The sequence below is a fragment of the Pseudarthrobacter sp. H2 genome, from assembly GCF_050157045.1.
Taxonomy (GTDB): domain Bacteria; phylum Actinomycetota; class Actinomycetes; order Actinomycetales; family Micrococcaceae; genus Arthrobacter.
Map to the genome: position 1 here is coordinate 4,638,211 of NZ_CP189594.1, position 25,253 is coordinate 4,663,463.

A 25,253-nucleotide genomic window follows, 5' to 3' on the forward strand; every position below is an offset into this window, starting at 1 on the left:
CCCTACAGGCCGAGCTCCTCCAGCACCGGCAGCTTCTCCCGGACCCAGGCGCGCGCCTCGGCGGCGCTCGGCGCGGACAACGCCAGTTTGGCCAGCTCCTGCGCCTCGGCCAGCGTGACCGTTTTCAGCACGGCCGCGACGGCCGCGAGGGAGCGCGCCGTCATGGACAGCGTGGTGACGCCCAGCCCGGTGAGGACGACGGCGAGGGCAGGATCCGCGGCGGCCTCGCCGCAGACTCCCACCGGCTTGTTGTGGCCTTCCGCCGCCGATCCCTCGACCGTGAGGCCCACCAGCCGCAGCACGGCAGGCTGCCAGGGGGTGTTCAGCGCGGCGAGGGGGCCGAGCTGGCGGTCCGCCGCCATGGCGTACTGGGTGAGGTCGTTGGTGCCCAGGCTCGCGAAGGCCACCTCCCGGAGGATGGCCTCGGCGGTGAGGGCCGCCGACGGCACCTCTACCATGACGCCCGGGGTCTTGATCCCGGCCTCGGCGCACAGCGAGGCGAACCGGGCGGCCTCCTCCGCGGTGGAGATCATCGGCGCCATGACCCAGACGTCCGCCTCGGATTCCTTCTCGGCCAGGGCAATGGCCTGCAGCTGGCGCTCCAGCACGCCCGGGGTGGTGAAGTCCGTGCGGTAGCCGCGGACACCCAGGGCCGGGTTGGGTTCGGTGGCGTCGGTCAGGAAGGGCAGGGGCTTGTCCGCGCCGGCGTCGAGCGTCCGGAGGACCACCTTCTTGCCCGGGAAGGCGCCGAAGACGCCCTTGTAGGCGGCGGCTTGTTCCTCCACCGTGGGCTCGGTGTCCCGCTCGAGGAAACAGAACTCGGTCCGGAACAGCCCGACGCCCTGCGCGTTGAGGCCCGCGGCGGCCACGGCATCCTTCGCCCCGCCGACATTGGCGAGGAGCGGAACGAGGTGGCCGTCCGCCGTCGAACCCGTGCCGTCAAAAGCCGCCAGCAGCGAGGCTGTGGTGGCCCAGGCCGCTGCCGCGGCCCGCTCGGATTCGCCGGGATCCGCCGTGATGATGCCGGCGGCGCCGTCCACATAGACCTCCGTGCCGTCCGGAAGCTGGTCGACGCCGGCCGCGGCCACCACGGCAGGCAGGCCCAGGGAGCGGGCAATGATCGCGGTGTGGGACTGCGGGCCGCCGCCGGCGGTGAGGAGGGCCAGGACCTTTTCCGGATCGAGGGTGGCGGTGTCCGCCGGGGCCAGATCCTCCGCGATCAGGATGAACGGGGTGGCGGAAACCGGGATGCCGGGGGCCGGCACGCCGCGCAGCTCGGCGACGATCCGGGCGCGGACGTCCAGGACGTCGGTGGCGCGCTCGGCCATGTAGCCGCCCAGGTTGTGGAGCATTTCCGAAACCGAGGCGCCGGCCTCCCAGATGGCGCGCTGGTTGGACGCGCCGCGGCCGATCAGCTTGGCGGCGGACTTGAGCAGCATGGTGTCCGTGGCCATGAGCGCCGTCGCTTCAAGGACGGCCTTGCCGTCGCCGCTGACCGTCCCGGCCCGGGCCCTGAGCTCGTCGTGGACGGACTTCGCGGCCGTCTTGAGCGCTGCGGTGGCCTCCTCCACGGTGACACCGGCCGGCAGCTGCTCGCCCGCCGGCGGCTCGCTGACCGGTTTGGGCATCTGGCGGATGGTGCCGATGACGCGGCCGGGGCTGACGCCCACTCCTGGGAAGTTCTGCACTGAAGGTCCTCATTCTCTGCTGTAGACAGTAAGCCGGGTCGCAAGCTGCGCCGCCGGACCGCTGATCGGTCCGGGCCGATCCTTCCGGTCCGCTGACGGCTACGTCAGCCGGCGGATCGCGGCACCTGGAAAAAGTGTATGTGATGCACTTCATATAGCGTTGCTATAGGTGCTAGGGTAGCGGTTATGAGTTTCGATGGCCAGCTTCCGCCCAAAGTGAGGCTCTTGCGCGCAGCGGCGGAGTTGCTGGCCGCCTCCGGCGGATCGGCGGTCTCCACCCGCCAGATCACCCAGCTGGCAGGCGTCACTGCCCCTACCCTCTACCACCACTTCGGTGACAAGGAAGGGCTGTTCGACGCCGTCATCGCCGCAGGTTTTGAGGAATTTGTGGCGGACGAACGCGACTTCGCGCCGTCCGGGCAGCCGCTGGAGGACATCCGGCGGATGTGGGACAACCATGTGCAGTTCGGGCTGAACCAGCCGGAACTTTACCTGGTGATGTTTGGCAATATCCGCCCGGAGAGCCGCCCGGTCATCGTCGCCGATGCCGAGGCCCTCATGGAGGAGATGCTGAACAAGGCCGCGGTCGCCGGCCAACTCAACGTCCCGCCCAAGGAGGCGGCCAGGAGCATCCTGGCGGCCAATGTGGGCATGACGCTCATGCTGATCACGGAAAAGGCGCCGGAGCGCAATCTCGAGCTGTCCGCCATGACCCGCGACGCCATGATCTTTGCGGTTTCCACCGAGCAGGCCCGGGACAACGGGCCTGACGACACGGGGAAATCGTCAGTGGTCGTCGCCGCCATCGCCTTGAACGCGGCGCTCCAGGCGTCCCACTCGGACCAGCTGTCCAGCTCGGAACTCAAGCTGTTCCTCGAATGGCTCCACCGGATCTCCTCCAGCTCCACCAGCTAGCTTCTCGAAATTATCGGATCATCCTGCGGTGCCGCAGGAATGACGGTTAGGAAATCACATGGCAACAGAGACAGTTGCAAAGCCCAGGACCAGCGTGCGGGTTGGCGTCCAGAAGTTCGGGACGTTCCTGTCCGGCATGATCATGCCCAACATCGGGGCGTTCATCGCCTGGGGCATCATCACGGCGCTCTTCATTCCGGCAGGCTTCACGCCCAACGCGGAGCTGGCCAAACTGGTCGGGCCGATGATCACCTTCCTGTTGCCGCTCCTGATCGGCTACACCGGCGGCCGGGCCATCCACGGCATCCGCGGCGGTGTGGTGGGTGCCGCTGCCACCATGGGCGTGATCGTGGGAACCGACATCCCCATGTTCATCGGCGCCATGATCATGGGCCCGCTGACGGCCTGGGTCATGAAGAAGCTGGACAAGGTCTGGGAAGGCCGCGTCAAGCCGGGCTTCGAGATGCTGATCGACAACTTCTCCGCCGGCATCGTCGCGGCGGCCTTCGCCATCGTGGGCATGCTCGTGATCGGCCCGGTGGTGAAGGCCTTCAGCAACGGGGCAAGCGCCGTCGTCGAATTCCTGGTCCACAACGGACTGCTGCCGCTGACCAGCATCTTCATCGAGCCCGCGAAGGTCCTGTTCCTCAATAACGCCGTCAACCACGGCATCCTGACGCCGCTGGGCACGGAACAGGCGCTGGCGCAGGGCAAATCCATCCTGTTCCTGCTCGAAGCCAACCCCGGTCCGGGCGTGGGCATCCTGCTCGCCTACACGCTCTTCGGCAAGGGACTGGCCAAGGCCTCGGCCCCCGGCGCCGCCCTGATCCAGTTCGTCGGCGGCATCCACGAAATCTACTTCCCCTACGTGCTGATGAAGCCGATCATCATCCTCGCCGCAATCGGCGGCGGCATGACCGGCATCTTCACCCTGGTGCTCACCGGCGCCGGCCTGCGCTCGCCGGCGGCCCCGGGCAGCATCATCGCGGTCTTCGCCGCGACCGCGTCGGACAGCTACTTCGGCGTGGCCCTGTCGGTGCTGCTCGCCGCCACCGTCTCCTTCCTGATCGCCTCGGTGATCCTGAAGGCCAGCAAGGCCCCCGACGAGGAAGAACTCGGCGAGGCGACGTCCCGCATGGAAGCGATGAAGGGCAAGAAGAGTTCGGTGTCCTCAGCCCTCATGGGTGCCGGCGGAACCGCCGTTATGGCCGGGGCGATCAAGAACATCGTGTTCGCCTGCGACGCCGGCATGGGTTCCAGCGCCATGGGCGCCTCGGTGCTGCGTAACAAGATCAAGGCTGCCGGGTTCACGGACGTCAAGGTCACAAACTCCGCCATCGCGAACCTCAGCGACACGTACGACGTCGTCATCACCCACCAGGATCTGACCGAGCGGGCCAAGCCCGCAACGGCCAGCGCCGTGCACGTCTCCGTCGACAACTTCATGAACAGCCCGCGGTATGACGAGATCGTGGAGCTGGTGAAGAGCAGCAACGCCCCGGACGAGGCGGCCGCTGCACCGGGTGCCGCGGGTGCCAGCGGCGCCGCTGCGGCGGCTGCCGCCGTCGTCACTCCTGCGGAGTCTGCGGAGGCTGAGGAAACCGGCCCCGCCGGCATCCTGGCGCCCGAAAGCGTCGTGCTGAACGGGACGGCCACCACCCGGGACGCCGCCATCGACGAGGCCGGGCAGCTCCTGCTGGACCGCGGCGCCGTCGACTCCGGCTACCTGGCTGCCATGCACGAGCGCGAGCAGTCCGTCTCGACCTACATGGGCAGCTATCTCGCCATCCCGCACGGCACCAACGCCGCCAAGGACCACATCATGAAGTCCGCCGTCTCCGTGATCCGCTACCCGAACGGGATCGACTGGAACGGCAAGGAGGTCAAGTTCGTGGTGGGCGTCGCCGGGATCAACAATGAGCACCTGCACATCCTGTCCTCGATCGCGAAGGTCTTCACGAACAAGGCACAGGTCGCCCGGCTCGAGGCGGCCACCACGGTCGAGGAAGTCCTCGACCTGTTCGGAAAGGTCAATTCCTAGTGAAGGCTGTCCATTTCGGCGCCGGAAACATCGGGCGCGGCTTTGTCGGGCTGCTGCTGCACGAGGCGGGGTATGAGGTGGTGTTCGCGGATGTCGCGGAGGCCCTGATCACCGAGCTGGCCGCAGCGCACAGCTACGACGTCCACGAGGTGGGGGAGCACCCCACCGTCCGGACGGTGGAGAACTTCCGTGCGCTGAACTCCAGCACCCAGGAGGCGGACGTCATCGCGGAAATCGCGACGGCGGACGTCGTCACCACCGCGGTCGGGCCGCACATCCTCAAGTTCGTCGCTCCCGCGATCGCCAGGGGGATCGCCGTCCGGGCCGCGGGACTGGCTCCGCTGCAGGTGATGGCGTGTGAAAACGCCATCAACGCCACGGACATCCTGAAGTCCGAGGTGGCTGCCCAGTGGGATCCGGCCGCGGGCCCCCTGGATGCTGTGGCCGTGTTTGCGAACACGGCGGTGGACCGGATCGTCCCAAACCAGGAGGCCGGGCAGGGGCTGGATGTCACGGTGGAGACCTTCTATGAGTGGGTCATCGACCGCACCCCGTTCGCGGGCAAGGAACCGGCCATCCCCGGGGCGACGTTCGTGGACGACCTGGAGCCGTACATCGAGCGGAAACTGTTCACGGTGAATACCGGGCACGCCGCGGCCGCCTACTTCGGCTTCGATTCCGGCCTCAGCAAGATTTCCGAGGCCATGGCCGATCCGGACGTCGCCGCCGATGTGCGCGCCGTCCTGGACGAGACCAAGGAGCTGCTGGTGGCCAAGCATGGCTTCAGCCGCGACGAGCAGGAGGCGTATGTCCAGAAGATCCTGGGCCGCTTCTCCAACCCGCACCTGCCGGACACCGTGAACCGGGTGGGCCGCGCGCCGCTGCGCAAGCTCAGCCGGCACGAACGCTTCATCGGCCCGGCGGCGGAGCTGGCCGAACGGGGGATCGTCCCGGAAGGGCTGCTCGGCGCGGTCGCCGCGGCGTTGCGGTTCAACGACCCGGCCGACGCCGAGGCCGTGGAACTCACGCAGATCCTGGCCTCCTCCACCCCGGACGAGGCCACGGCGAAGATCACGGGTCTGGCCCCTGACCACCCGCTGTTCCCGGCTGTCTCCGCCCTGGTGGAAGAGGCCAAGGCCGCGGTCTGAACCCTCTTTCCAAAACCCCAACCCCTGAACCCCGACGCCGTAACTCACCAGAGTTGCGGCGTCGGCGTCTGCTTTGCCCCTGCCCGCTGCGTCACTGCGCGCAGACTTTCGACCGGCTGCCGGAGGCGTCCGCTTGGATTTAGGCGGAAAATCACCGGAACCTGCCCAAAAGGGTGCCTCCCGTGACGGCGGGCGGCGGGCTGCGGCGGGCCCCGCCCCGGCTCAGGCTTTCTTCCCGTAGCGGCGGAGGGCGAGATAGGCGGCGCTTCCTGCCAGCAGCCCCCAGAACGGCGAGACGATGCCGGCCGGAGCCACGCCCGAAGCGGTGACCACCAGTGTGATTACCGCTGCCTCGGCCGCGATCGGGTTGGCCTTGAAGTCCGACATGGTGTCGATCAGAGAGCCATGCAGCGCACCCAGGAGTGCCACGCCGGCGAGGGCCGCCATCATGGCTGCCGGAACGCTGGAGAAGAGTGTCACGGCTGCGTTGCTGAACAGACCGAAAAGGATGTAGAAGACACCGCAGAAAATGCCGGCCATAAAGCGGCGGTCCTTGTCTGGATGGGCCTCCGGGCCGGCGCAGATTCCGGCCGTGATGGCCGCCAGGTTGATGCCGTGCGAGCCCAGCGGGGCCGAGACCAGCCAGGCCAGGGACGCGCCGCCGAGGATCAGTTTGTCGTTGACCTTGTAGCCGAGGGTGCCCATCATGGCCAGGCCGGGTCCGTTCTGCCCGGCCATGGTGACAATCACCAGCGGCACAGCAATTCCCATGATCGCCTGGAGATCGAAGGTGGGCGTGGTCCAGACGGGTCCGGAGAGGTCGAGTGTCAGGGCGGGCGCGTGGGCCTGGCCTGTCACAGCGCTCAGGACGGCCCCTACCGCCATGGCTACCAGGACGGCATACCGCCGCGTGATGCGCCGTCCGATCAGGAACGCCACCACCAGGCCGCCTGCAATCACGGGGGAGGCGACGACCGCCTCAACGGCCCTCAGCACAAACGGCAGCAGGACTCCGGCGAGTACTGCGGCCATCACCGGCTTGGGCACAATGGCCAGGAGGCGTCCGAACCAGCCGGTCACCCCGACGATCAGGGCGAGCACCGCCGCTACGACGTAGGCCCCGATGGCGTCGCTGTAGCTGTAATTCCCCAGTGCCGTCAGCAGCAGCGCCGCACCCGGAACGGACCAGGCCACGACAATCGGCTGGCGCGTCAGGAGGCTGAGCACCACGCACGTCACACCGCTGGCCACCGCCAGGGACCAGACCCAGGACGTGGTGCGTTCGGCGCTGAGGCCTGCGCTCTGGGCGGCCTGTAGGACCACCAGCATGGGGCCGGCATAGGAAATGGCCACCGCCACGAATCCGGCCGTCACCGCGGACAGTGAGAACGACTTTCTGAGCGGGTGGCGCGTAGGCTGATGCTCTGTGTGGGCGTTGGTCATCGGGCTCCTTGGCTCGTCGGTGAGTTGCTGCGCTGGGGCCGGCACGCTCCGGAGTTTAGCCGTTGTGTGCGGATGGCCGGTGTCACGTGAAGCACGCTTTTGGGCCGGACGGGACGGGAAAAGCCCGGCATTCCGCGGAATGACAACGGCAGGCAGCCCAAAAGACTGCCTGCCGTGACGTGGGCCCCGTGACATAAACCTCGGGGGGAGCTGCTGGAACCAGGCTAGTGGGCCGCCACCGGCTCCTTGGCAAGCTTCGGGTCGGTGAGCTTCTTCTTCGGCAGCGCGAAGCTGATCAGGAAGGCCACGCCGGTGAGCGCGGCGGCGGTCAGCATCACGGTGTCGATCGACTGGGCGAAACCCTCGGTGATGGGCCGGATCAGCGTCGGGTTCGCGGCGTGCAGCCAGCTCGTGTCGTTGAGTGAATCGTTGCCGGCACCGTTCTTGAAGAAGGCGTAGAGCGGGGCATTGGCCGGGTCCGCGGCGACGGCGGGATCGTTCAGGACCTTGAGGAAGCCGGCGTCCTGCGCCGCGTCCTTCATCCCGCTGGCGACCTTTTCCGCGGCCAGGGCGAACAGCATGGAGATGAACGCGGCCGTGCCCACGGCGCCGCCCATGGAGCGGAAGAATGCGGCCGAGGAGGTCCCCACGCCCATGTCCTTAGCCGGCACCGAGACCTGCATGGCCAGGGTGAGCGGCTGCATGCAGAAGCCCAGGCCCAGGCCGAAGAATACGGCGATGGCTCCCGGAACCCACAGCGGGGTGTCCGCGCGGAGCGAGAGGCCCATCACGAGGGCGGCTCCGGTCAGGATGGCCGTGCCCATGATGGGGAAGATCCGGTACGTGCCCGACGCCGAAATGGTCCGGCCCGCGGTGATGGAGCCGAAGAGGATGCCCACCGTGAAGGTGATCATCATCAGGCCGGCCTCGGTGGGGGTCAGGCCCTTGACCAGCTGCAGGTACATCGGAAGCATCGCGATGGCCCCGAACATGCCGATGCCGATGATGAAGTTCAGCAGTGACGAAAGGCCGAAGGTGATGTTCCGGAAGAGGCGCAGCGGGATCAGGGCGTAGTCGCCGGCACGCTTCTCAACAAAGATGAAGGCAACGATGCCCACGATGCCGAGGCCGACGCAGAGCAGGGAACTCACCGAGGTCCAGCCCCAGCTGCGCCCCTGCTCGGCCACCAGCAGCAGCGGCACGATCGCCAGGGTGATGGCGGCGGCGCCCCAGTAGTCGATCTTCTGCTTCACGTGCTTGGCCGGCAGGTGCAGGTAGAGGAACACCACGGCCAGTGCCGCGAGGCCGATCGGCAGGTTGATGAAGAACACCCAGCGCCAGCCGTCGAAGCCGAGGATGTTGGCCGAGCCGGCGAAGGCGCCGCCGATGACGGGGCCCAGCACCGAGGAGATGCCGAACACGGACATGAAGTAGCCCTGGAACTTGGCGCGGTCCTTCAGGGCCACGATGTCCCCGATGATGGTCAGGGCGAGGGCCAGCAGCCCGCCGGCGCCCATGCCCTGGATGCCGCGGGCAATGGCGAGTTCGGTCATGGAGTGGACCGAGCCGGCGTACAGCGAACCGGCGAGGAAGATCAGGATCGCGGCCAGGTAGAGCGGGCGGCGGCCGAAGATGTCGCTGAGCTTGCCGTACAAGGGGGTGCTCACCGTGGAGGTGATGAGGTATGCCGTGGTGGCCCATGCCTGCAGCGAGAGACCGTCGAGGTCGTTGGCGATGGTGTAGATCGAGGTGGACACGATGGTCTGGTCCAGCGAGGCCAGGAACATGCCGAGCATGAGACCGACCATGACGGTGATGGTCTGGCGCGGGGTCAGGACCGCGCCGGGGGCGCGCACAGAGGTGGTTTTGGACATGGCCGCTCCAATGGGGAAGTTCTGGGATCAAGCTGATAGTTGCTTTCGGTAACTATGCTACTGGCTCCTTTATTCCCCCGACACCCTTCCCCCGGCATCCCGCCAGGGAAACTCAGCGCTCGACCAGGATCCCGTCCGGGTCGCACCAGATCATGACGCCCGGGCGGACCGTGACGCCGCCGATCTCCAGCTCCACGCCGCTCTCCCCGGCGCCGGCCTTGGCGCTCTTGCGCGGGTTGCTGCCGAGCGCCTTGACCCCGAGGGGGAGTTCCGCGAGGGCGGTGCGGTCCCGGACGGCGCCGTTGATAACGACGCCGGCCCAGCCGTTCGCGACGGCGCTCGCCGCGATCATGTCCCCCATCAATGCAGTGCGGAGGGAACCGCCGCCGTCGACCACCAGGACGGAGCCGCCGCCGGGCAGCGCCAGGGTGGCCTTGACCAGGGCGTTGTCCTCGAAGCACCGGATGGTCCGGACCGGGCCGCTGAAATGCGAACGCCCGCCCAGCGACTGGAACTGCAGCGGGACGGAGTCGAGCTCCTCGCCGCGTTCGTCGTAGAGGTCGGCGGTGTTGACGGGGGAAGCGTGCACGGGTACTCCTTGGTGCGGGCGGTGTCCCCGAGACACGCAGATTCCTGATGCATCCACGAGTTCCGGGGCCTTGGACTACTTCTTACTACATGGTGTCCACGACTTGCCACCAGGGGCGTAGCAGCGAGGGCCTGTGTAGCCCGGGTAGGGGTTGGGCGCCGGTGCTGGCACAGCCGGCGGAACGTACGGTGCGGGCGGGACGTACACCGGCGGCACATAGGGGGCCGGAGCGGGCGGCAGGTTCCGGATACGCTCAGCCTCTGCGGCTGCTGCTGCTGCAGCTGCCGCCGCCTCCGAAGCCTGCCGGGCTGATTCAGCGGCTGCGGCGTTGGAGAGGTCTTTTTTCTTCGACTCGATGGCCGTCCCGCGCGCCGTCCCGGCTGCGGTGGCCGAATCCAGCCGGTTCACCATCGCAGCCAGCTGGACCGGTTTGTAGGCGTCCCACTGGACATGCTTCTTGGCGTTCGCTGCGGTCTTGAGCGCGGCAACCGTTGCCAGCGCTGCCACCAGCCCGGTGTGGCTCTTGTCGAGGTCGGCGGTTGTGCCGGAAAGCGGTGCGGCAACGATCGTTTCGACTGCCTTGGCGGCTTCTTCAATCTGCTGGGCAGGAAGGCAGGCAATGGCCGCCGAGTTGAGGCCAGCTGCCATCGAGCGGGCTTCCTCGAAAGCCGCCACCACGGGTGGATGGAACTTCTTGTTGGGTTCAAATAGGACCGGAACTCCGAGGCCGAGCCGCGCGATTTCCGCGTTGACCAGCTTCCCGCTGGGGTCATAGACGCCAGCCAGGGTCCGCCCGTATTTATCCAGCGGTTCTACGTCCAGTTCCAGTCTCACCTTGGCGCCGGCAGGCAGCAACTGCTCAAGAGCCTTCGTCGCCTCCGGGCCCAGACATTCGACGGGTGCATTGGGGTCCTTGGTCTCCGGAGTGTCTACGTTGAGCAGCCGGACGGTCTTTTCTTCCCCGTTGACGGAAGCCTCAAAGGTGTCTCCGTCGATGACGCGGACCACGACGGCCTGAGTGCCCGAATTCGTGTCCGGACCGGCAGTAGTCTTCGCGGCGCCAGCCGCGTTGCAGCCGCTGAGCGCAATCACGGCAGCAACGGCCAGCCCAACGGCTTTGGTTCGGGCAAGAAAGACCGAGTTTTCTGACAGCAAAATATTCCCCCAAAGGAATGAGTGACGGTGATGTTCCCTAAAGTGGGATTACCAGATGACATTACTGCGCCCGAAGGGAAATACCTCCCCGCCAAGGCACCACAGCCGGATTCCCCGCTGTAGTCTGGCCCCACACTGATTCATCCGTCCGATTTGTCCCTCCGGAGGCCACATGAGCCTGTCCGATATGCCCGCAGCAGCTCCCGACCCTACCTTTCCGAGCGGTGCTTCGAAAGGTGCGCAGCCGGCGTCGCTCGCCGAGCCGGAGCGGCGCGTCCGCCCGGTCTGGATCGCAGGCGTCGTGCTGGTCAACATCGGCATCAACACGGCGTTCTTCGGGCCGATCCAGGTGTTGCTCGGGCAGCAGGCGGCAGCCTTCAGCGAGGGGGACAAGGAAGCCATCCTTGCCCTCGTGACCGGTGCGGGCGCCGCGGTATCGCTCGTGGCCAATCCCCTGTTCGGAGCGTTCAGCGACCGGACAGCCTCGCGCCTTGGCCGCCGGGTGCCGTGGGTCCTCGTCGGTGCCGTGCTCGGCGCCGCGGCCCTCATCGCCCTGGCCGGGGCGCCAAGCGTCGCCGTCATGACGCTGCTCTGGTGCCTCGTGCAGGCCGGCTGCAACGGCGCGTACGCGGCCGTCACCGCAGCCATCCCGGACCGCGTACCGGTGCCGCAGCGCGGCACGGTGGGCGGACTCGCGGCCATGGGCCAGACGGTCGGGATCCTGCTCGGCGCCGTGATCGCCGCCGCCGTGGCCGGCAACTACGCCGTGGGCTACCTGATCTGCGCTGCGGCGCTGCTCGCCGGCGTCGTACTGTATTTCTTCCGGAACGACGACGTCCCGCTTCCTGCCCAGGCGCGTCCGCCGTTCAGCCTGGCCGGCTTCGTGAAGGGCTTCTGGATTTCCCCGGCGCTGTATCCGGACTTCGCGTGGGCCTGGCTGACCCGGCTGCTGGTGAACATCGGCAACCACATGGTCACCCTGTACCTGCTGTACTTCCTCCAGGACGCCGTCCATGTCCGGGAGACGCAGGGCATTACACCGGAGTCCGGCGTGCTGGTCCTCACCGGCCTCTACGCCGTCATGGTGATCATCACGAGCGTGATCGGCGGCCGCCTGAGCGACCGCGCGGGCAAACGGAAACCGCTCGTCATCCTCTCTTCGCTCATTATCGCCGCGGCCTCGCTCATCCTTGCCTTCGCGCCGACCTGGGCCGGCGCGCTGATCGGCGCCTCCGTGCTCGGCGTCGGCTTCGGCTGCTACCTGGCCGTGGATTTCGCCCTGATCACCCAGGTGCTGCCTACCGCGCTGCACCGCGGCAAGGATCTGGGCATCATCAACATCGCCAACTCGCTGCCCCAGGTGCTCGCCCCGCTCATCGCGTTTCCCTTCGTGGTGCTCTGGGGAGGGTACGTTTCGCTGTACGTGGCGGCTGCGGTGATCGGCCTCCTGGGCGCCGTGTTCGTGGTCAAGATCAAGGGTGTCGACTGAGCCGCCGGGACTGCTCCCGGGGCGGCTCCTGGGGCGGCTCCTGGGGCGGCTCCCCGGGAGCGTAGGCGCCGGCGGTGCCGCTGTTTGACCGGGTTCAGGCCCTCTGTTGTGGCGTATAGTTGACGGGAATTGCCGCGGCAGCGCCAGTGGGGGAACCCCTCCGGGCTGCCGAGAAAACCGACCCCGGAACGCTGCTGATGCCTGAATTTCACTCAGATCTTCCTCCGATGGCCCCTCCACCCACCCTGCCCAGGCAACGGCTCCGCTACACCCGGATTCTTGAGGTTGCCGCGGGATTCGCACGCAAAGGCCTGGACTCGGTGGTGCTGTCCGAGGTGGCGGCCAAGGCGGATGTTCCGCTGGGGACGCTGTACCGGTATTTCCCGTCCTCCACCCAGCTGGTGCTGGCGCTCTACCGTAAGCAGCTCGGGGAGCTTCTTGCCGGCAGCACGCAGGCCGGCAGCACGCAGTCGGCCGGAGGCGCCGCAGCCGGCGGCGCCTCTCCCGGAGGCGCCGCCCCCGGACGCGTCGCTCCCGGAGGCGCCGCCCCCGGACGCGTCCCAGCCGGGAAGGTGCCCGCCCACGCCCTCGTCGGGGTGGTGATGGAGATCTTCCACATGCGCCTCATGCAGCCCGCCGTGGAGCAGTGCCTGAACCGGGCGGTTTACGTCAAGGACACGGACACCACACGGCTGCTCCGCGATATCGACTCCATTGCGGAGAAGGCGGTGACGGCCGTGAGCGGCGACGCCGCCGTCGCCCGGGTCCTGCTGCTGACGGTCACGGGCCTGGTCCAGGCCGTCCGCTGCCGCCGCTTGTCACTGTTCGAGGCCGAGGAGGACCTGAAGAAGGCCTGTTCGCTGCTGTCGCGCGCCCGTTCCGGCGCGTAACTGGTCTAGACCAGTGCGGCCTGCCGGGCGGTAAAATCATCCAATTCCGGTGATTTGACTCACCGAAAACGTAGGATAAACGTTTCACCACCGGCGGGGATGTGTCCTGTGGCACTTCACCGGGGTGCGGGTTTGTTTACCATTGCAGGACAAGGGCGGCCCGCCGTCAGCAGTACCGGAGCTTCACCGCAGACCCGCCATCCCTGGGGCCTGCCGATGTTCCCAGACCATCTTGAGCATCCCTGTGCTTGAGCCACCATGAGCCCTACGCCCACGATGAGCCCCAGGAGACAACGAAGTGTCCACTGAAACGACCATTCCCGCCGGCACCACTTCCCCCGCAGGGCCGGTAGCCGCGCTCAGCGACGAGGAAATCTTCGCATCCCACCAGGGCGGCAAGCTTTCGATTTCCAGCACGGTCCCGCTCGCCAGCAAGCGCGACCTGTCCATTGCCTACACCCCCGGCGTCGCCCAGGTCAGCCGGGCCATCCACGCCAACCCCGAGTTGGCCAAGAACCTCACCTGGGCCCAGCGCCTCGTTGTCGTCGTCAGCGACGGCACGGCGGTCCTGGGCCTCGGCGACATCGGTGCCAGCGCCTCGCTGCCCGTCATGGAGGGCAAGTCCGCCCTGTTCAAGGCCTTCGGCGAGCTGGACTCCATCCCGCTGGTGCTCAACACCACCGACGTCGACGAGATCGTCGAGACCCTGGTCCGGCTGCGCCCGAGCTTCGGCGCCGTCAACCTCGAGGACATCTCGGCCCCGCGGTGCTTCGAGCTGGAGGACAAGCTCATCGAGGCACTCGACTGCCCCGTCATGCACGATGACCAGCACGGCACCGCTGTCGTGGTCCTCGCCGCGCTGACCGGCGCAGCGAAGGTGACCGGACGCGAACTCGAGCAGCTGCGCGTCGTGGTCTCGGGGGCCGGCGCGGCAGGCATCGCCGTCGCCCAGATGCTCCTGGCCGCCGGCATCACGGACGTGGTCCTGCTGGACTCACGCGGCGTGATCAACAGCGACCGCGCGGACATCGCCGCGGACCAGGCCAGCAAGAAGGCCGAGCTGGCGCGGCTCGGCAACCCGCGCGGCGTCTCCGGCGGCCCCGCCGAGGCGCTCACCGGCGCCGACGTGTTCATCGGCGTCTCCTCCTCCAAGCTTGAGGAGGAGCACCTGAAGCTGATGAGCCAGGACTCGATCGTCTTCGCCCTGTCCAACCCGGACCCCGAAGTCCTGCCGGAGGTCGCACACCGGTACGCTGCCGTCGTCGCCACCGGGCGCAGCGACTTCCCGAACCAGATCAACAACGTCCTGGCGTTCCCCGGCATCTTCCGCGGAGCCCTCGACGCCGGCGCCCGCCGGATCACCCCGGCGATGAAGCTGGCCGCGGCCCGCGCCATCGCGGCCCTGGCGGAGGAAGACCTCTCCGCCGACTACATCGTGCCCAGCCCGCTGGACCCGCGGGTCGCTCCGGCCGTGTCCGCCGCCGTCGCCGCGGCGGTTGAAGCTGAGTAGTTTCCGCGACGCGGACACCGGATACTGCACACCGGACGACGACGGCGGGGCCTCCTTGGGGAGGCGCCGCCGTCGCCGCTTAATTTCCGGGTGGTTGCGCCGGCGGATTGAGCCTGCGGGCTGGCCTGAGCCGGCGTGTTGAACCCGGCGGCCTGAACCGCAATGCCGGCCCGCAGGGCCGGCCCATAGACTGGGGCGATGAACCCCCAGACCGTCGTGACGGTCCTCTGCGGCCTCGCCATCCTGGTGGGGGTGGCCGGGACCATCATCCCCGTCCTTCCGGGCAGCATCCTGATCGGCCTGAGCCTGCTGGCCTGGGCCATCTGGGGCGGCGCGGGAACCACCGGCTGGGTGGTGTTCGGCGTCGGCCTTCTCTTCGTGCTGGCCGGGATGGCTGCCAGCGCCGTGCTCACCGGCCGGAAGCTCAAGCAGCACAACATCCCCAGCCGTTCGGTGATGGCGGGGCTGGTCCTGGGCGTCGCCGGACTGTTCCTCATCCCCGTGGTCGGACTCGTTGTCGGCTTTGCCGCCGGGCTCCTGGCCAGTGAATTCCACCGCACCCGCACCTTCCGGGCCGCCGTGGCCTCCAGTTGGGCCGCGCTGAAAGCCACCGGACTGGGCATGATCGTCGAGTTCGGGCTGGCCTGCCTCGCCGCGAGCACCTGGGTGCTCGGCGTCTGGGTGGCGGCGGTCTCCTGAGGGCGATCTCCCAAGACCGCGGACGCCCACTAGCATGGGTGCATGACCGCCGGAGCCCCAGAATCCGCACCCCAACACCAAGTCCTGTACCGGGACACCCGTGACCTCACGCCCTTCCGCGGCGCGGTGGTGCGGACGCCCGTGCGCGGTCTCGCCGACGGCGTGGGCGGCCTGGTCTCCGGCGTCCTGACCGGACGGATCCGCGGCGCCGTGGCCGTGGAGGGCCCGGTGCCGAAGCTTGGCAGGATGCCCGGCAAGGCGGCCAAGGCCGTGCACGGCGCCATCTTCGGCAGCGCCGATCCGGACCGGCTGATTGCCCTGGCCCGCGCCTTCCCCGGCTGGGCCGGGCTCTGCTACCTCATGGCCGGGCTGCTGGCCTACTCGCACGGGGGCCACCTGCGCGCCGCCGAACTGCTCCAGCGCGGCCTCTCCACCAGGAACGACGACTACGCCAACCGCTTTGCCTCCGCCTGCCTTTCCGGGGTGCTCACCCGCGTGGAAGTCGCCGAACGGATCGAGGTCCCGGTGCTGTTCAGCGAGGAGGCGGTCTTCCTCGCCCTGTCCCATTCGCTGCGGGAGACCGGGCAGACGGAGGCCGCGCTGGCGGCGTTGGCCGGGCTGCCGCCGTCGTTGCCCCTTGCCCTGGCTCGCTGTGCGCTGGCGGCCGCGCTGGGACGCGATGCCGAGGTGGCGGAGGATACCGAGGGGCTGCTCAACGGCGACGACCTCTCGGCGGCGCTGCTGCTGGTGCGGGCCCGCTCCCTGCGCAGGCTCGGGGACTACGCCGCGGCCCGGTCCGCGCTGCAGGAGGTCCTGCGCCGCCGGAAGACCGACTTTTCGCTGCGCAACGATGCCCTGACGGACCGCGCGCTGCTCCTGCTCGACAGCGGACGGAAGTCCCTGGACCCGCGGGAGTGGCAGCGCCGGAAACCTGCCGAGCTGGAGACCGTGAAGGCGATCCGCAAGGACGCGGAAATGCATGAACTCTGGGACCGGGAATACGGCCAGGCCGACGGCGGCTGACGCCGGCCGACGCGGCGCTCACGGTTTTCCGCCCCGGCCCGGCGGCCCGATCCGCGTATCCGGTACGCTTGCGGGCCCCCGACGCGCGGGGTACAAACGAGGCATGAAAGATGCAGCGGCACGGTGGATGCAGCACTACATCACGGCGTGGGCGTCGAACGAGCCGGAGGATATCCGGGCGCTGTTCACCGAGGATGCCGTCTACGCGACCAGCCCGCACGAACCCGAGCCATGGACCGGCCGGGAGCAGATCGTCGAACACTGGCTTGGCAGCCGCGACGAACCCGACGACTGGACCTTCGAATGGAAGCTGCTGGGGGTCGACGGCGGCCGGGCCTTCGTGCAGGGCCTCACCAGCTACCGGGGAAACGGCCGCAGCTACGACAACCTCTGGGTCATCCAGCTCACCGGGGACGGCCGCGCGTCGTCCTTCACAGAGTGGTACATGCAGCGCAAGTAGGGGGGGTGGACGGTGGCTGGCGTTGCCGGGTACCGGCGTCGGCTGTGCTGTGCTGTGCCGTCCTGTGCTGTGCTGTGCGGGGCAGCGTCAGCTGTGCCGGACGGCGGCGCCCAGCAGGGGAATCAGCTGTTCGGACAGCAGCACGGCACCCAGGGCCAGCATGATGACTCCGCTGGCCAGGGTCACGCCCCGGGCGGCCGCGGGCCGGGACTGGAGCAGTTTGCGGGCCAGCAGCGCGACGCAGCTGTAGATGACCGCCACGAGGAGGACGAAGGTCAGGCCCAGCAGCCCGGACTGGACCGGTACGGGAAGCGCGGCCTCGGGGCTGACAAACTGCGGGACCAGGGCGACGAAGAACAGCAGGCCCTTCGGGTTGATGCCGCTGGTCCCCATCCCCTGCAGGAAGATCCGGAACTGGTTCGCCTGTGCCTGCGCCTTCGGTTGTGCCAGCGCTTGCCCCGGAGCGGGGGCTCCGGCGGTTCCGTCGGTGGATGCGTCGGCGGTGAAGCTGGCGCCGCGCCAGGACCGCAGGGTGGCCACACCGAGCCAGAGCAGGTACGCGGCGCCCGCGACGGTCAGCCAGCCCAGGAGTCCGGGCATTCCCGAGAGCAGCGCCGCCAGCCCGGCCACCATGAGCACGGTGTGGACGACGTAGCCGCCGCAGAGGCCGGCCACGGCGGGGACGAAGCTGCGGTCCTTCAGTCCGGCGGCGATGGAGTATGCCCAGTCGACGCCGGGGGTGCACGCGAGGGCGACGGCAACGGCGATGAAAGCGAGGAAGAGCTGGATGTTCACGGCGGACTCCTAGGGCGCTGGCACCCCGGGCGGGTACAGGAGTAACTGTACGAAATTTCGCCCCATAAGTGTTCCCTGATTTAGCGCAGAAACACCCGGTCTGGGTAAGATTATTGCGTGATTGATGCTATTGATAGAAACATTTTGCGCTACCTTAAAGAGGACGGGCGGATGACGGCGACCGCGCTCGCTGCCAAGGTGGGGCTCACGGTGGCGCCCTGCCATCGCCGACTGCGGGACCTGGAGGCCTCCGGCGTGATCCGGGGCTACCGCGCGGACATCGATCCGTCCGCCGTCGGGCTTGGTTTCGAGGCGATCGTGTTCGTCACGCTCCGGCAGGTTGACCGGGCCACGATGGAGATTTTCGAGAACCGGGTCGCGGACAATCCGAACATCGTCGAGGCCCAGCGGCTGTTCGGCTCGCCGGACTACCTGCTCAAGGTCATCGCCGAGGACCTGCCCGCCTACCAGCGCTTCTACGACAGCGAGCTGACCTCACTGCCCGGCGTCGAACGGCTCACTTCAACGCTGGTGATGAAGAACCTCAAGCCCAATACCGGCCCGCCGGTCTAAGCGCGCCGGTCTGGCCTATGATCCCGGCGGTCCCGCCGGGGGGCACGCGTCCCACGGTTTCTGCCGCACGGCGTCTTCTGCGCCACGACGTTTCTGCGCCGCTAAGGCGGCGGAAGTCCAGGCTACTGCTGTGACGGTCCGCGAACGGGCGGCTTTCACGACCTGAAGTAGTGGTTTCTTCGTGGCACCTGGCGCGGGTCGATGTGGGGCGGGGGGATGAACCAGGGGATGCCGGTGCGGAGCTGGATGGTCCACAGTTCCTTGTGGATCAGGTGGTGGTGGTGACCGCAGAGGAGCGTGCCGTTGTCGGTGCCGGTGGTGCCGCCGCGGGACCAGTAGCTGATGTGGTGGGCTTCGCACCAGAGTGCGGGGATGGTGCAGCCGGGGAAGGCGCAGCCCTGGTCCCGGGCGGTGAGGGCCTTGCGGGTGTGGGGCGGGAAGATCCGTGAGGTCCGGCCGATGTCCAGGATCCTGCCCTCGGTCCCGAGCAGGACCGGGATGATGTCCGCGTCGCAGGCGATCTTCCGGACGGTGCCGGCGGTGACGGGCCCGGTGAACAGCAGGGTTCCGGTGTTCGGGGTTCCGGTGTGCGACGCCGTCCGGGCCGCGTCGGTGTGGCTGCCGGCCGCGGTGCCGGTGTCCCCGAGCCTTCCGAGCAGGTCCCGGTAGTCGATGGTGACCATGACCTGGGGGCGCAGTCCTCCCGCGGCGGGCAGCCCGCCGGACGCCAGCGCGGCCTTGCAGGCGCCGACGAGGCCGTCGAGGAGTTTCTGCGGCCGGGAGCGGAGGTCCAGTCCCGCCGCGCCGGGGTCAGTGTCGTCGTCGCCGCCGGCACGCGGGATCACGGCGGCAGCCGCGGTGGAGGCGGCGGTAGCGGCGGCGGCGGGGCCGGGCCCGGGATCCTGGCCGTCGCTGGAAGCGCTGGATGGCCCCGTGCCGCTGGTGCGGGGGTTGGTGGCGGTGTTCATGACGGTGAGAAGCTGTTCGAACTGGTCGGCGGTCGCGAAGATTTCCAGGTGGTGCAGGCCGTGGCGGGTGCGGCGGATGAAGGCGCCCTGGAGCTGGCGCAGGAGCTCTTCGGAGGGTTCGGCGCCGTCCTGGTCCAGGGCGTCGGTCCAGCGCCGGGCGATCCGTGCCAGGAAGTCGGGGTCGTTTTCGGCGGCGGTGCGCGTCAGGGCGTGCTCCATCGCCGCCGCGGCCGTCGCGTCGCAGCTGTGCCGGACGCCGTCCAGGGCCAGGGCGATGAGGCTCGCGGACCGGGACGCGACCTCCCCGGCGGCGAGGGCTTCTCCGAGTTCCGCACGGAGGGCAGGCAGCGGCTACCGGCCGGCGAGTACCGGGCGCGGCAGGACGCTGTCGGCAAGGGAGAGCCGGCGGCGGGCCTCCGCGGCGCTGATCCGCAGCCGCGCCCGCAGGAACTCCATGGTGTTCCGGCAGCCGTCATCCACGGCCCCGGTCCCGGCGGCCGCCACGGAAGCGTCAGCCCCGGCGGCGGCGCCGCCCGGGTTGGACGCCACGGCAGCGCCAGCCGCGGCGGCGCTGCCCGGGCTGCCGCCGGGGCTTTCGCCGGGGCTCTCCCGCCACCCGGTGGCCCACGATGTGGTGCCCGCGGGGGCCGTTGCCGCCGGCAGTTTCCTGGCCCGGTCCACCGCCCCGGCCGCGACGAGCTGCAGATATTCCACGGTCCGCGAGAGTTCCTCCACCTCGCCGGCGAAGTCCGCCGCCTCGGCGAATCCGAAGCCCGCCGCGTCCTCCACCGCCGTCGTGGCCAGCGTCCGGAGAAGGCCCAGGGCCCGGCCCAGGACAGCGCGGCCCAGTGCAGGCTCTCCGGCCCGGGGTGTGCCCTGGGCCGTGTCCTGAAAACGGACGAACTCCCTCGTGGTGTCCATGAGTAAAAGCTACTCGCGGGCTCTGACTTTTTAACGCGCGCGGTAGGCAACGACGTCGAGCGCCTCATCCCAACGCATGTGATGAAGAAGTTGAAGCTCAGCACGGGGCCCGCCGGTCTGGGCGTGCGGCGCCGCACGGCCCCCGGCGGGGACCTCAGCCGCCCAGCAGCCCCGTGGTCCGGTAGGGGATGACCTCGCGCAGGAACATGCTGGTGGACGTCCGCACGATACCAGGACACGGCCGGATCTCCTCGGACACCCGGTACAGGTCGTCGGGGCTGCGGGCCACCACCCGGATCAGGAGGTCGGTATCGCCGGCGGGGGCATGGCATTCGAGCACTTCGGGGATGTTCCGCAGGGCGGCGATGGCCTCGTTCAGGTGGCTCTGGTCCAGTTCCGCGCTCACCGACGCCGCCACGCCGCGGCCCAGCGCGGACGGGAGGACGCGGCTGCTGTTTGGCCGGAGGGCGCCCGACGCCGTCATCCGTTCCAGGCGCGACTGCACCGTGCCGCGCGCGAGCCCCAGCTTCTGCGCCAGCACCATGACCGGCACCCGCGGATCCTCATCGAGGGCGACGAGGATCCGCCGGTCCGTCCCGTCGAGTTCCTGCAAAATGACCACTTCCTGCCTGCCCCGCCGGGGCGAATTGATCAGATTGACCAATGCAATGGAGGTTCGTTGCACCAACTGTAGGCTGTCTGTTGAAATAATGGCAACGAAGGGACGAGGCTACCGCCGGACCCCGAAAGGCTACAGGCGCCCCGGAACACCACCCGGACCCTGGACGAGGATTCCCGCAAGGAACCCGCCGCTGATTGACTCTTGTTCACGCATCGTCACTCCGCCCAGCTTAACTAAACACGGCAAGAGCCCCTGAGCCACCGACGTCGGATTTCCCCGAAGTCATCGGTAGCTGAGGGGCTCTTGTCCTGCTGCTGTCCTGCCGGGAATAGGGTGGTCCCATGACCTCCGCCGGCCGCTTTGCCCCCAGCCCCTCCGGCGAACTTCATCTGGGCAACCTCCGGACGGCCATCCTCGCCTGGCTCTTTGCCCGCTCCACCGGCCGGCGCTTCCTGATGCGCGTGGAGGACCTGGACCGCGCCAGGGCAGGCGCCGAGGCGGAGCAGCTCCGCGATCTGGCGGCGATCGGCGTGAGCTGGGACGGCGGCGTCGTGCGCCAAACGGAGCGCGGGCCCCTGTACGCGGAGGCGGTCGGACGGCTGACGGCCGCCGGACTGACGTATGAGTGCTTCTGTACCCGCCGCGAAATCCAGGAGGCCCCGTCCGCGCCGCACGCACCGCAGGGCGCCTATCCGGGCACCTGCCGGAACCTCCCGGCCGCCGAGCTCGAGGCCAGGAGGGCCATCCGGCCCGCGGCGATCCGGCTCCGTTCCGGCGTGCGTGAAGCGACGGTGCAGGACGTGCTGCACGGCAGCTATACCGGGATCGTGGATGACTTCGTGCTCCGGCGCAACGACGGCGTGACGGCCTACAACCTGGCCGTGGTGGTGGACGACGCCGCGCAGGGCATTGACCAGGTGGTCCGCGGCGACGATCTGCTGCCCTCCACGCCCCGGCAGGCCTACCTCGCCTCCCTGCTGGAGCTGCCCGTTCCGGAGTACGCGCACGTGCCCCTGGTGCTGAACGCCGACGGCGCCCGGCTCGCCAAGCGCGACGGCGCCGTCACGCTCGCTGAGCTGGCGGTCGCCGGGGTGCGGGTTGAGGAGGTTCGCGACGCGCTGCTGGCCTCCCTGGGGCTGCCGGCCGGACCGCTGGAGCGTGCGCTGGCGGTCTTTGACCCCGCCGCGCTGCCGCGGGAGCCGTGGGTCTGGCCCGGCATGGGCGGGCGCGGCGCGTAGGCTGGAAGCATGTCAGAACCAGCGCTTCCCCAGCCCCGCTTCACCGTCGAGACAGCCAAGATCCTTGCCGAAGTGGCCCACAACCGGCAGAAGGACAAGCTCAAGCGGCCCTACAAGGAGCACGTGCTGGCCGTCGGGGACGCGCTGGCTGATTTCGACGACGACATCAGGATCGCCGGTTACCTGCACGACATCGCCGAGGACACCCCGATGACGCGGCAGGCGCTGCTGGACATGGGCGTTCCCGGGCGGGCCGTGGAGATCATCGAGCGCGTCACGAAGCGCTTCCACGAGAACCCGGACGACTACCAGGCCGTCATCCGCTCCATCACCGAGGACCACGACGCCACCCTGGTCAAGATTGCCGACAACGCGCACAATTCGCTGCCCGAGCGGGTCAGGGCGCTGGCCGAGAAATGGCCGGACAAGCCGCCCGTCACCCGCTACGACGAGGCCCGCCCGGTGCTCTACGCCGCCGTCCCTGTGGAGGAAACCCGGAAGATCCTGGCCCGGGTGAACCCGTGGCTGCTCGAGGAACTCGATGACATGCTCGACGAGGCGGACGACACCGACTACGAGAACCTCTCCTACGAGCCAGCGGCCGAGACTGTCGAGACCGAGTCGGGGGCTGAGCCTGCTTGGGCGGTCGAGCCTGCCGAGACCCAGTCCCACCGGAACTGACGGGCCGCCATCGGAGTCTGGTCCAGATCCTGGGAAACCCCGCCGCTGACAGGCCGCCGCTGGTCCGGGTAGTACTTGTCGAAGCGCCGGCGCGCGATGCGTCCCAGCCTTTCGACAGTGTGCCAGCTGATGACCGCTAGTAGCAGGGTCAGCAGGATGGCCGACACAGCCACCAGCGGCGGAAGATCGGCTGTCGATCCGCCGTTGAGCCAGAGAATGACGACATAGTTCCAGAGGTACGCGGCGTAGGAAACTGTGCCCAGCAGCTGCAACGCGCGCGTCCACTTCGGCATCACACGGGTACGGGAGGCGGCCAGTACCACCAGGACGGCCGCGGCGGCCATGGCCAGCGGCCCTCCACCGAAGAAGAAGGCCGGCGATTCGTTGGCCTTGGGGAAGAAGATCAGCGCAGCCAGGACAAGGATCGAGCCGAGCAGGGCCGCCAGTCTGAGCCGTTGGCCGGAGAACCAGCTGAACACATGGACCCTGTATAGGCGCAGCGCCGAACCGACGATCAGCCCGAGACCCCACGTCGTCGGCAGCGCGTAGACCAGGGAGTGAAGTTGCGGAGCCAGGATCAGCATCGCCAGCACACTCGCCGTCATGAGGGAAAGGACGACGGCGGCAGACCAGCCAATCAGCCGACCCTGACGGTTACGCCGCAGGGCGAACACCAGCAGCGCCGGCCAGATCAGATAGAACTGCTCTTCCACCGCCAGGGTCCAGAGCGGTCCGATGGCCAAGCTGACATCGAAAGGCAGCGGTAGGTCTTTGAGGTACCCGAAACCGGCAAGGACGGTATAACCGATGATTCCCTTGGATCGATCCCCGAGGACATCGGCCGTCAATTCAACGATGGCGTACACGCCGAGGAAGGAGATGAGTGCCGGCAGCAGGCGGAAGGCCCGATGCGCATAAAAACGGCCGTAACGAATTTTGCGATGCCGTTCGACATCCCTGAGCAGCACGCCTGTGATCAGGTAACCGCTCAACACAAAGAAGACAATGACACCGACGATGCCGGCACCTTGAAATATCCCGGGCCAAGAATGTCCCAACAGAACGGCACCGACGGCAGCACCGCGAAGAACGTCCAGGCCGTCCAGCCTTGGGCGCACTGTAGTTTGCTGGGCGGCCGTCGCGACCGTTCCACCAACTAGCGACGTCACATAACCTCCGGAGCCTCTATCTGACCGGTTCCGGCTTCCGTCGAATCGAGGCAAACCGGCCATTGCCTGCTGACAATGCGATGGCGGCGCCAGTCCTGCGCCTTGTCCAAGTATCCCCGATTTGGCTGGACGAAACCTGACCCCGGCCAGCCCGATGATCCGGCCGCCAGCCCCACAGGCCTATGGGACCCAAATGCGGCCTCGGTGGTCCCTGGCTCCGCGCGGTCCGGACACCAGGGATCCGTTCAGCACTGAGCCACGTTGCTGGTGGGTATCAAGTTCAGCATTTTCGGCCCTCCGTCGAACGCCCTCTCAACGGCCGGTGCGCATCCGATCACGTGCGCAACTCACAACGGCGGACAAGTCGAGCCCGTAGGTCGGCCCTTCGCCGGAACCGTACTCCTCGAGTCGGGCCGCACCGCGCTCGAAGAGCCGGAGCGCGCCAACGCTGTTCCCCCGGGCGGCATGGGTGAGCCCGACGCAGATCTGGGCAAGACCTTGCCACAGGTCGCGTTCTTCGGCCGGCCCGGCTTTCCAGCGGGCCTCGAGTACCTCATGGGCGGCGAAGGGCCGGCCGGCTTCCACCAGACTCCGGGCCGAGGCCAAGGTCTGCGCCGGCGGCAGCGGCTCCTCGGAGACCGGCTCGACGCCGGCGCTTCCGTACGGCAGCGGCCGCCCAAGAGCGTCACGTGGCCGGGCCTGCCGCGGGCGCCTTGAAGCATCCCGATCCCTGTCACCAGTCATTGCAGTTTCCGCCCTGAGCGTCCCCGGACCTTACCAACCTTCATACGCCCAATGGTAAGTCCCGGCCCCTGGAACATCCGTTCCGCCGCAAAGGTTGCCGTCGGGACGGCGGCCGCGAGAGAAGAAATGATCACCGCTGGTCGCGTCGCAGGGGGTGATCCTTCGGAACCTCAACGAGCACGATGCGCACTCCGTCGGGGTCCGCGATCCACATCTCCACCAGCCCCCACGGCTCCTGCTGCGGCTTGCGGAGCACCGGGACCCCGGCCGCCAGCAGCCGCTCGTGCTCGAGCTGCACGTCGCGAACCTGAATCCAGATCGCCAAGGCACTCCCCGGCGGATCAGTCGACCGTCCACTGACCTCGAGAAAACCGTTTCCCAGGAAGAACACCAGGCCCGGCGCATCACGACTCCCGAACTCCCGGTAGATCGCCAAGCCCAACGTGTCCCGATAAAACCGGTGGCTCCGCTCAGGTTCGGACGGATGAAGCAGGATGCGGCTCCCAATGACTTCCATGTTCTCCATCCTGCCCTCGAGCCATGCACTTCGCTCGCCGCGTGCTTGTGAATTCCTGGTGTTGCGTTCAGGGATCCCGTTGGGCGGCGAGCTGCCACCGA

General features: G+C 68.3%; 24 protein-coding genes. 12 read left to right on the forward strand and 12 right to left on the reverse strand.

What is annotated here, in order from left to right; genetic code table 11:
* Positions 1-2: 2 nt before the first annotated feature.
* Complete coding sequence (gene ptsP, locus ACQCSZ_RS21590; RefSeq protein WP_427005664.1) at positions 3-1,688, reverse strand: phosphoenolpyruvate--protein phosphotransferase; 1,686 nt, start codon at positions 1,686-1,688, stop codon at positions 3-5.
* Between the two features lie 186 nt (positions 1,689-1,874).
* On the opposite strand from ptsP, the gene ACQCSZ_RS21595 reads away from it, so the two are divergent.
* From ACQCSZ_RS21595 to ACQCSZ_RS21605, 3 genes are read left to right on the forward strand one after another with little or no spacing between them, the layout of a single operon-like run.
* Entirely contained in the window at positions 1,875-2,603 is a 729-nt protein-coding gene (locus ACQCSZ_RS21595; protein WP_427005665.1) for a TetR/AcrR family transcriptional regulator, read from the forward strand.
* 58 nt (positions 2,604-2,661) lie between these two features.
* Entirely contained in the window at positions 2,662-4,644 is a 1,983-nt protein-coding gene (locus tag ACQCSZ_RS21600; RefSeq protein ID WP_427005666.1) for a PTS mannitol transporter subunit IICBA, read from the forward strand.
* Positions 4,644-5,792, forward strand: coding sequence for a mannitol-1-phosphate 5-dehydrogenase (locus ACQCSZ_RS21605; protein ID WP_427005667.1), 1,149 nt, complete (start codon positions 4,644-4,646; stop codon positions 5,790-5,792). The genes ACQCSZ_RS21600 and ACQCSZ_RS21605 overlap by 1 nt, the downstream gene beginning before the upstream one ends.
* 222 nt (positions 5,793-6,014) lie before the next feature.
* Here the strand turns inward: ACQCSZ_RS21605 and ACQCSZ_RS21610 are convergent, their stop codons facing one another.
* From ACQCSZ_RS21610 to ACQCSZ_RS21625, 4 genes are all read right to left on the reverse strand, one after another.
* A complete protein-coding gene (locus tag ACQCSZ_RS21610; RefSeq protein WP_427005668.1) occupies positions 6,015-7,235 on the reverse strand; it encodes a benzoate/H(+) symporter BenE family transporter in 1,221 nt (406 codons plus the stop codon).
* Positions 7,236-7,459: 224 nt separating this feature from the next.
* Positions 7,460-9,109 (reverse strand): MDR family MFS transporter, encoded by a 1,650-nt coding sequence (locus ACQCSZ_RS21615; RefSeq protein ID WP_427005669.1) that lies wholly within the window; start codon positions 9,107-9,109, stop codon positions 7,460-7,462.
* 112 nt (positions 9,110-9,221) lie between these two features.
* The gene (rraA, locus tag ACQCSZ_RS21620) at positions 9,222-9,698 is read right to left on the reverse strand and encodes a ribonuclease E activity regulator RraA (RefSeq protein ID WP_427005670.1); all 477 of its coding nucleotides are present in this window, start codon (positions 9,696-9,698) and stop codon (positions 9,222-9,224) included.
* A gap of 75 nt (positions 9,699-9,773) precedes the next feature.
* On the reverse strand, positions 9,774-10,790 hold the full coding sequence (locus ACQCSZ_RS21625; RefSeq protein ID WP_427005671.1) for a thermonuclease family protein: 1,017 nt from the start codon (positions 10,788-10,790) through the stop codon (positions 9,774-9,776).
* A gap of 235 nt (positions 10,791-11,025) precedes the next feature.
* Between ACQCSZ_RS21625 and ACQCSZ_RS21630 the strand changes: the two genes are divergently transcribed.
* From ACQCSZ_RS21630 to ACQCSZ_RS21655, 6 genes are all read left to right on the forward strand, one after another.
* Positions 11,026-12,342: an MFS transporter gene (locus ACQCSZ_RS21630; RefSeq protein WP_427005672.1), complete on the forward strand. Its 1,317-nt coding sequence runs from the start codon at positions 11,026-11,028 to the stop codon at positions 12,340-12,342.
* A 197-nt stretch (positions 12,343-12,539) separates the two neighbouring features.
* Entirely contained in the window at positions 12,540-13,232 is a 693-nt protein-coding gene (locus tag ACQCSZ_RS21635) for a helix-turn-helix domain-containing protein (protein WP_427005673.1), read from the forward strand.
* A gap of 298 nt (positions 13,233-13,530) precedes the next feature.
* Positions 13,531-14,742, forward strand: a complete 1,212-nt coding sequence (locus ACQCSZ_RS21640; RefSeq protein WP_427005674.1) for an NAD(P)-dependent malic enzyme — start codon at positions 13,531-13,533, stop codon at positions 14,740-14,742.
* Between the two features lie 198 nt (positions 14,743-14,940).
* The gene (locus ACQCSZ_RS21645) at positions 14,941-15,441 is read left to right on the forward strand and encodes a DUF456 domain-containing protein (protein WP_427005675.1); all 501 of its coding nucleotides are present in this window, start codon (positions 14,941-14,943) and stop codon (positions 15,439-15,441) included.
* A 42-nt stretch (positions 15,442-15,483) separates the two neighbouring features.
* The gene (locus tag ACQCSZ_RS21650; protein ID WP_427005676.1) at positions 15,484-16,464 is read left to right on the forward strand and encodes a hypothetical protein; all 981 of its coding nucleotides are present in this window, start codon (positions 15,484-15,486) and stop codon (positions 16,462-16,464) included.
* A gap of 103 nt (positions 16,465-16,567) precedes the next feature.
* Entirely contained in the window at positions 16,568-16,924 is a 357-nt protein-coding gene (locus ACQCSZ_RS21655; RefSeq protein ID WP_246527275.1) for a nuclear transport factor 2 family protein, read from the forward strand.
* An 87-nt stretch (positions 16,925-17,011) separates the two neighbouring features.
* Here the strand turns inward: ACQCSZ_RS21655 and ACQCSZ_RS21660 are convergent, their stop codons facing one another.
* Positions 17,012-17,719: a LysE family translocator gene (locus ACQCSZ_RS21660; protein WP_427005677.1), complete on the reverse strand. Its 708-nt coding sequence runs from the start codon at positions 17,717-17,719 to the stop codon at positions 17,012-17,014.
* A gap of 117 nt (positions 17,720-17,836) precedes the next feature.
* On the opposite strand from ACQCSZ_RS21660, the gene ACQCSZ_RS21665 reads away from it, so the two are divergent.
* Positions 17,837-18,292 carry an Lrp/AsnC family transcriptional regulator gene (locus ACQCSZ_RS21665; RefSeq protein ID WP_427005678.1) on the forward strand — a complete coding sequence of 152 codons (456 nt, stop codon included), beginning with the start codon at positions 17,837-17,839 and terminating at the stop codon, positions 18,290-18,292.
* A gap of 155 nt (positions 18,293-18,447) precedes the next feature.
* Here the strand turns inward: ACQCSZ_RS21665 and ACQCSZ_RS21670 are convergent, their stop codons facing one another.
* The 3 genes from ACQCSZ_RS21670 to ACQCSZ_RS21680 form a co-directional block, all read right to left on the reverse strand.
* Positions 18,448-19,608: a DUF222 domain-containing protein gene (locus ACQCSZ_RS21670; protein ID WP_427008416.1), complete on the reverse strand. Its 1,161-nt coding sequence runs from the start codon at positions 19,606-19,608 to the stop codon at positions 18,448-18,450.
* Positions 19,609-19,611: 3 nt separating this feature from the next.
* Entirely contained in the window at positions 19,612-20,181 is a 570-nt protein-coding gene (locus ACQCSZ_RS21675) for a hypothetical protein (RefSeq protein WP_427005679.1), read from the reverse strand.
* 154 nt (positions 20,182-20,335) lie between these two features.
* The gene (locus ACQCSZ_RS21680; protein ID WP_427008417.1) at positions 20,336-20,794 is read right to left on the reverse strand and encodes an Lrp/AsnC family transcriptional regulator; all 459 of its coding nucleotides are present in this window, start codon (positions 20,792-20,794) and stop codon (positions 20,336-20,338) included.
* 350 nt (positions 20,795-21,144) lie between these two features.
* Here ACQCSZ_RS21680 and gluQRS point away from each other — a divergent pair, with 350 nt between their 5' ends.
* Entirely contained in the window at positions 21,145-22,041 is an 897-nt protein-coding gene (gene gluQRS / locus ACQCSZ_RS21685) for a tRNA glutamyl-Q(34) synthetase GluQRS (RefSeq protein ID WP_427005680.1), read from the forward strand.
* A gap of 9 nt (positions 22,042-22,050) precedes the next feature.
* Positions 22,051-22,722: an HD domain-containing protein gene (locus ACQCSZ_RS21690; RefSeq protein WP_427005681.1), complete on the forward strand. Its 672-nt coding sequence runs from the start codon at positions 22,051-22,053 to the stop codon at positions 22,720-22,722.
* On the opposite strand, the gene ACQCSZ_RS21695 is transcribed toward ACQCSZ_RS21690, so the two are convergent.
* The 3 genes from ACQCSZ_RS21695 to ACQCSZ_RS21705 all read right to left on the reverse strand — a co-directional run bounded on the left by ACQCSZ_RS21695 (position 22,629) and on the right by ACQCSZ_RS21705 (position 25,152).
* Entirely contained in the window at positions 22,629-23,954 is a 1,326-nt protein-coding gene (locus ACQCSZ_RS21695; RefSeq protein ID WP_427005682.1) for an acyltransferase family protein, read from the reverse strand. The genes ACQCSZ_RS21690 and ACQCSZ_RS21695 overlap by 94 nt on opposite strands.
* A gap of 249 nt (positions 23,955-24,203) precedes the next feature.
* The gene (locus ACQCSZ_RS21700) at positions 24,204-24,635 is read right to left on the reverse strand and encodes a DUF309 domain-containing protein (RefSeq protein ID WP_427005683.1); all 432 of its coding nucleotides are present in this window, start codon (positions 24,633-24,635) and stop codon (positions 24,204-24,206) included.
* Between the two features lie 130 nt (positions 24,636-24,765).
* Entirely contained in the window at positions 24,766-25,152 is a 387-nt protein-coding gene (locus ACQCSZ_RS21705; RefSeq protein WP_427005684.1) for a VOC family protein, read from the reverse strand.
* Positions 25,153-25,253 lie beyond the last annotated feature (101 nt).

What these genes read in the sequence shown, in the direction of transcription:
- ACQCSZ_RS21595 (WP_427005665.1), top strand. Translation starts at nt 1,875, where the DNA reads ATGAGTTTCGATGGCCAGCTTCCGCCCAAAGTGAGGCTCTTGCGCGCA.
- ACQCSZ_RS21600 (WP_427005666.1), top strand. Translation starts at nt 2,662, where the DNA reads ATGGCAACAGAGACAGTTGCAAAGCCCAGGACCAGCGTGCGGGTTGGC.
- ACQCSZ_RS21610 (WP_427005668.1), bottom strand. Translation starts at nt 7,235, where the DNA reads ATGACCAACGCCCACACAGAGCATCAGCCTACGCGCCACCCGCTCAGA.
- ACQCSZ_RS21615 (WP_427005669.1), bottom strand. Translation starts at nt 9,109, where the DNA reads ATGTCCAAAACCACCTCTGTGCGCGCCCCCGGCGCGGTCCTGACCCCG.
- ACQCSZ_RS21630 (WP_427005672.1), top strand. Translation starts at nt 11,026, where the DNA reads ATGAGCCTGTCCGATATGCCCGCAGCAGCTCCCGACCCTACCTTTCCG.
- ACQCSZ_RS21635 (WP_427005673.1), top strand. Translation starts at nt 12,540, where the DNA reads ATGCCTGAATTTCACTCAGATCTTCCTCCGATGGCCCCTCCACCCACC.
- ACQCSZ_RS21645 (WP_427005675.1), top strand. Translation starts at nt 14,941, where the DNA reads ATGAACCCCCAGACCGTCGTGACGGTCCTCTGCGGCCTCGCCATCCTG.
- ACQCSZ_RS21650 (WP_427005676.1), top strand. Translation starts at nt 15,484, where the DNA reads ATGACCGCCGGAGCCCCAGAATCCGCACCCCAACACCAAGTCCTGTAC.
- ACQCSZ_RS21655 (WP_246527275.1), top strand. Translation starts at nt 16,568, where the DNA reads ATGAAAGATGCAGCGGCACGGTGGATGCAGCACTACATCACGGCGTGG.
- ACQCSZ_RS21675 (WP_427005679.1), bottom strand. Translation starts at nt 20,181, where the DNA reads ATGGACACCACGAGGGAGTTCGTCCGTTTTCAGGACACGGCCCAGGGC.
- gluQRS (WP_427005680.1), top strand. Translation starts at nt 21,145, where the DNA reads ATGACCTCCGCCGGCCGCTTTGCCCCCAGCCCCTCCGGCGAACTTCAT.
- ACQCSZ_RS21690 (WP_427005681.1), top strand. Translation starts at nt 22,051, where the DNA reads ATGTCAGAACCAGCGCTTCCCCAGCCCCGCTTCACCGTCGAGACAGCC.
- ACQCSZ_RS21695 (WP_427005682.1), bottom strand. Translation starts at nt 23,954, where the DNA reads ATGGCCGGTTTGCCTCGATTCGACGGAAGCCGGAACCGGTCAGATAGA.
- ACQCSZ_RS21700 (WP_427005683.1), bottom strand. Translation starts at nt 24,635, where the DNA reads ATGACTGGTGACAGGGATCGGGATGCTTCAAGGCGCCCGCGGCAGGCC.
- ACQCSZ_RS21705 (WP_427005684.1), bottom strand. Translation starts at nt 25,152, where the DNA reads ATGGAAGTCATTGGGAGCCGCATCCTGCTTCATCCGTCCGAACCTGAG.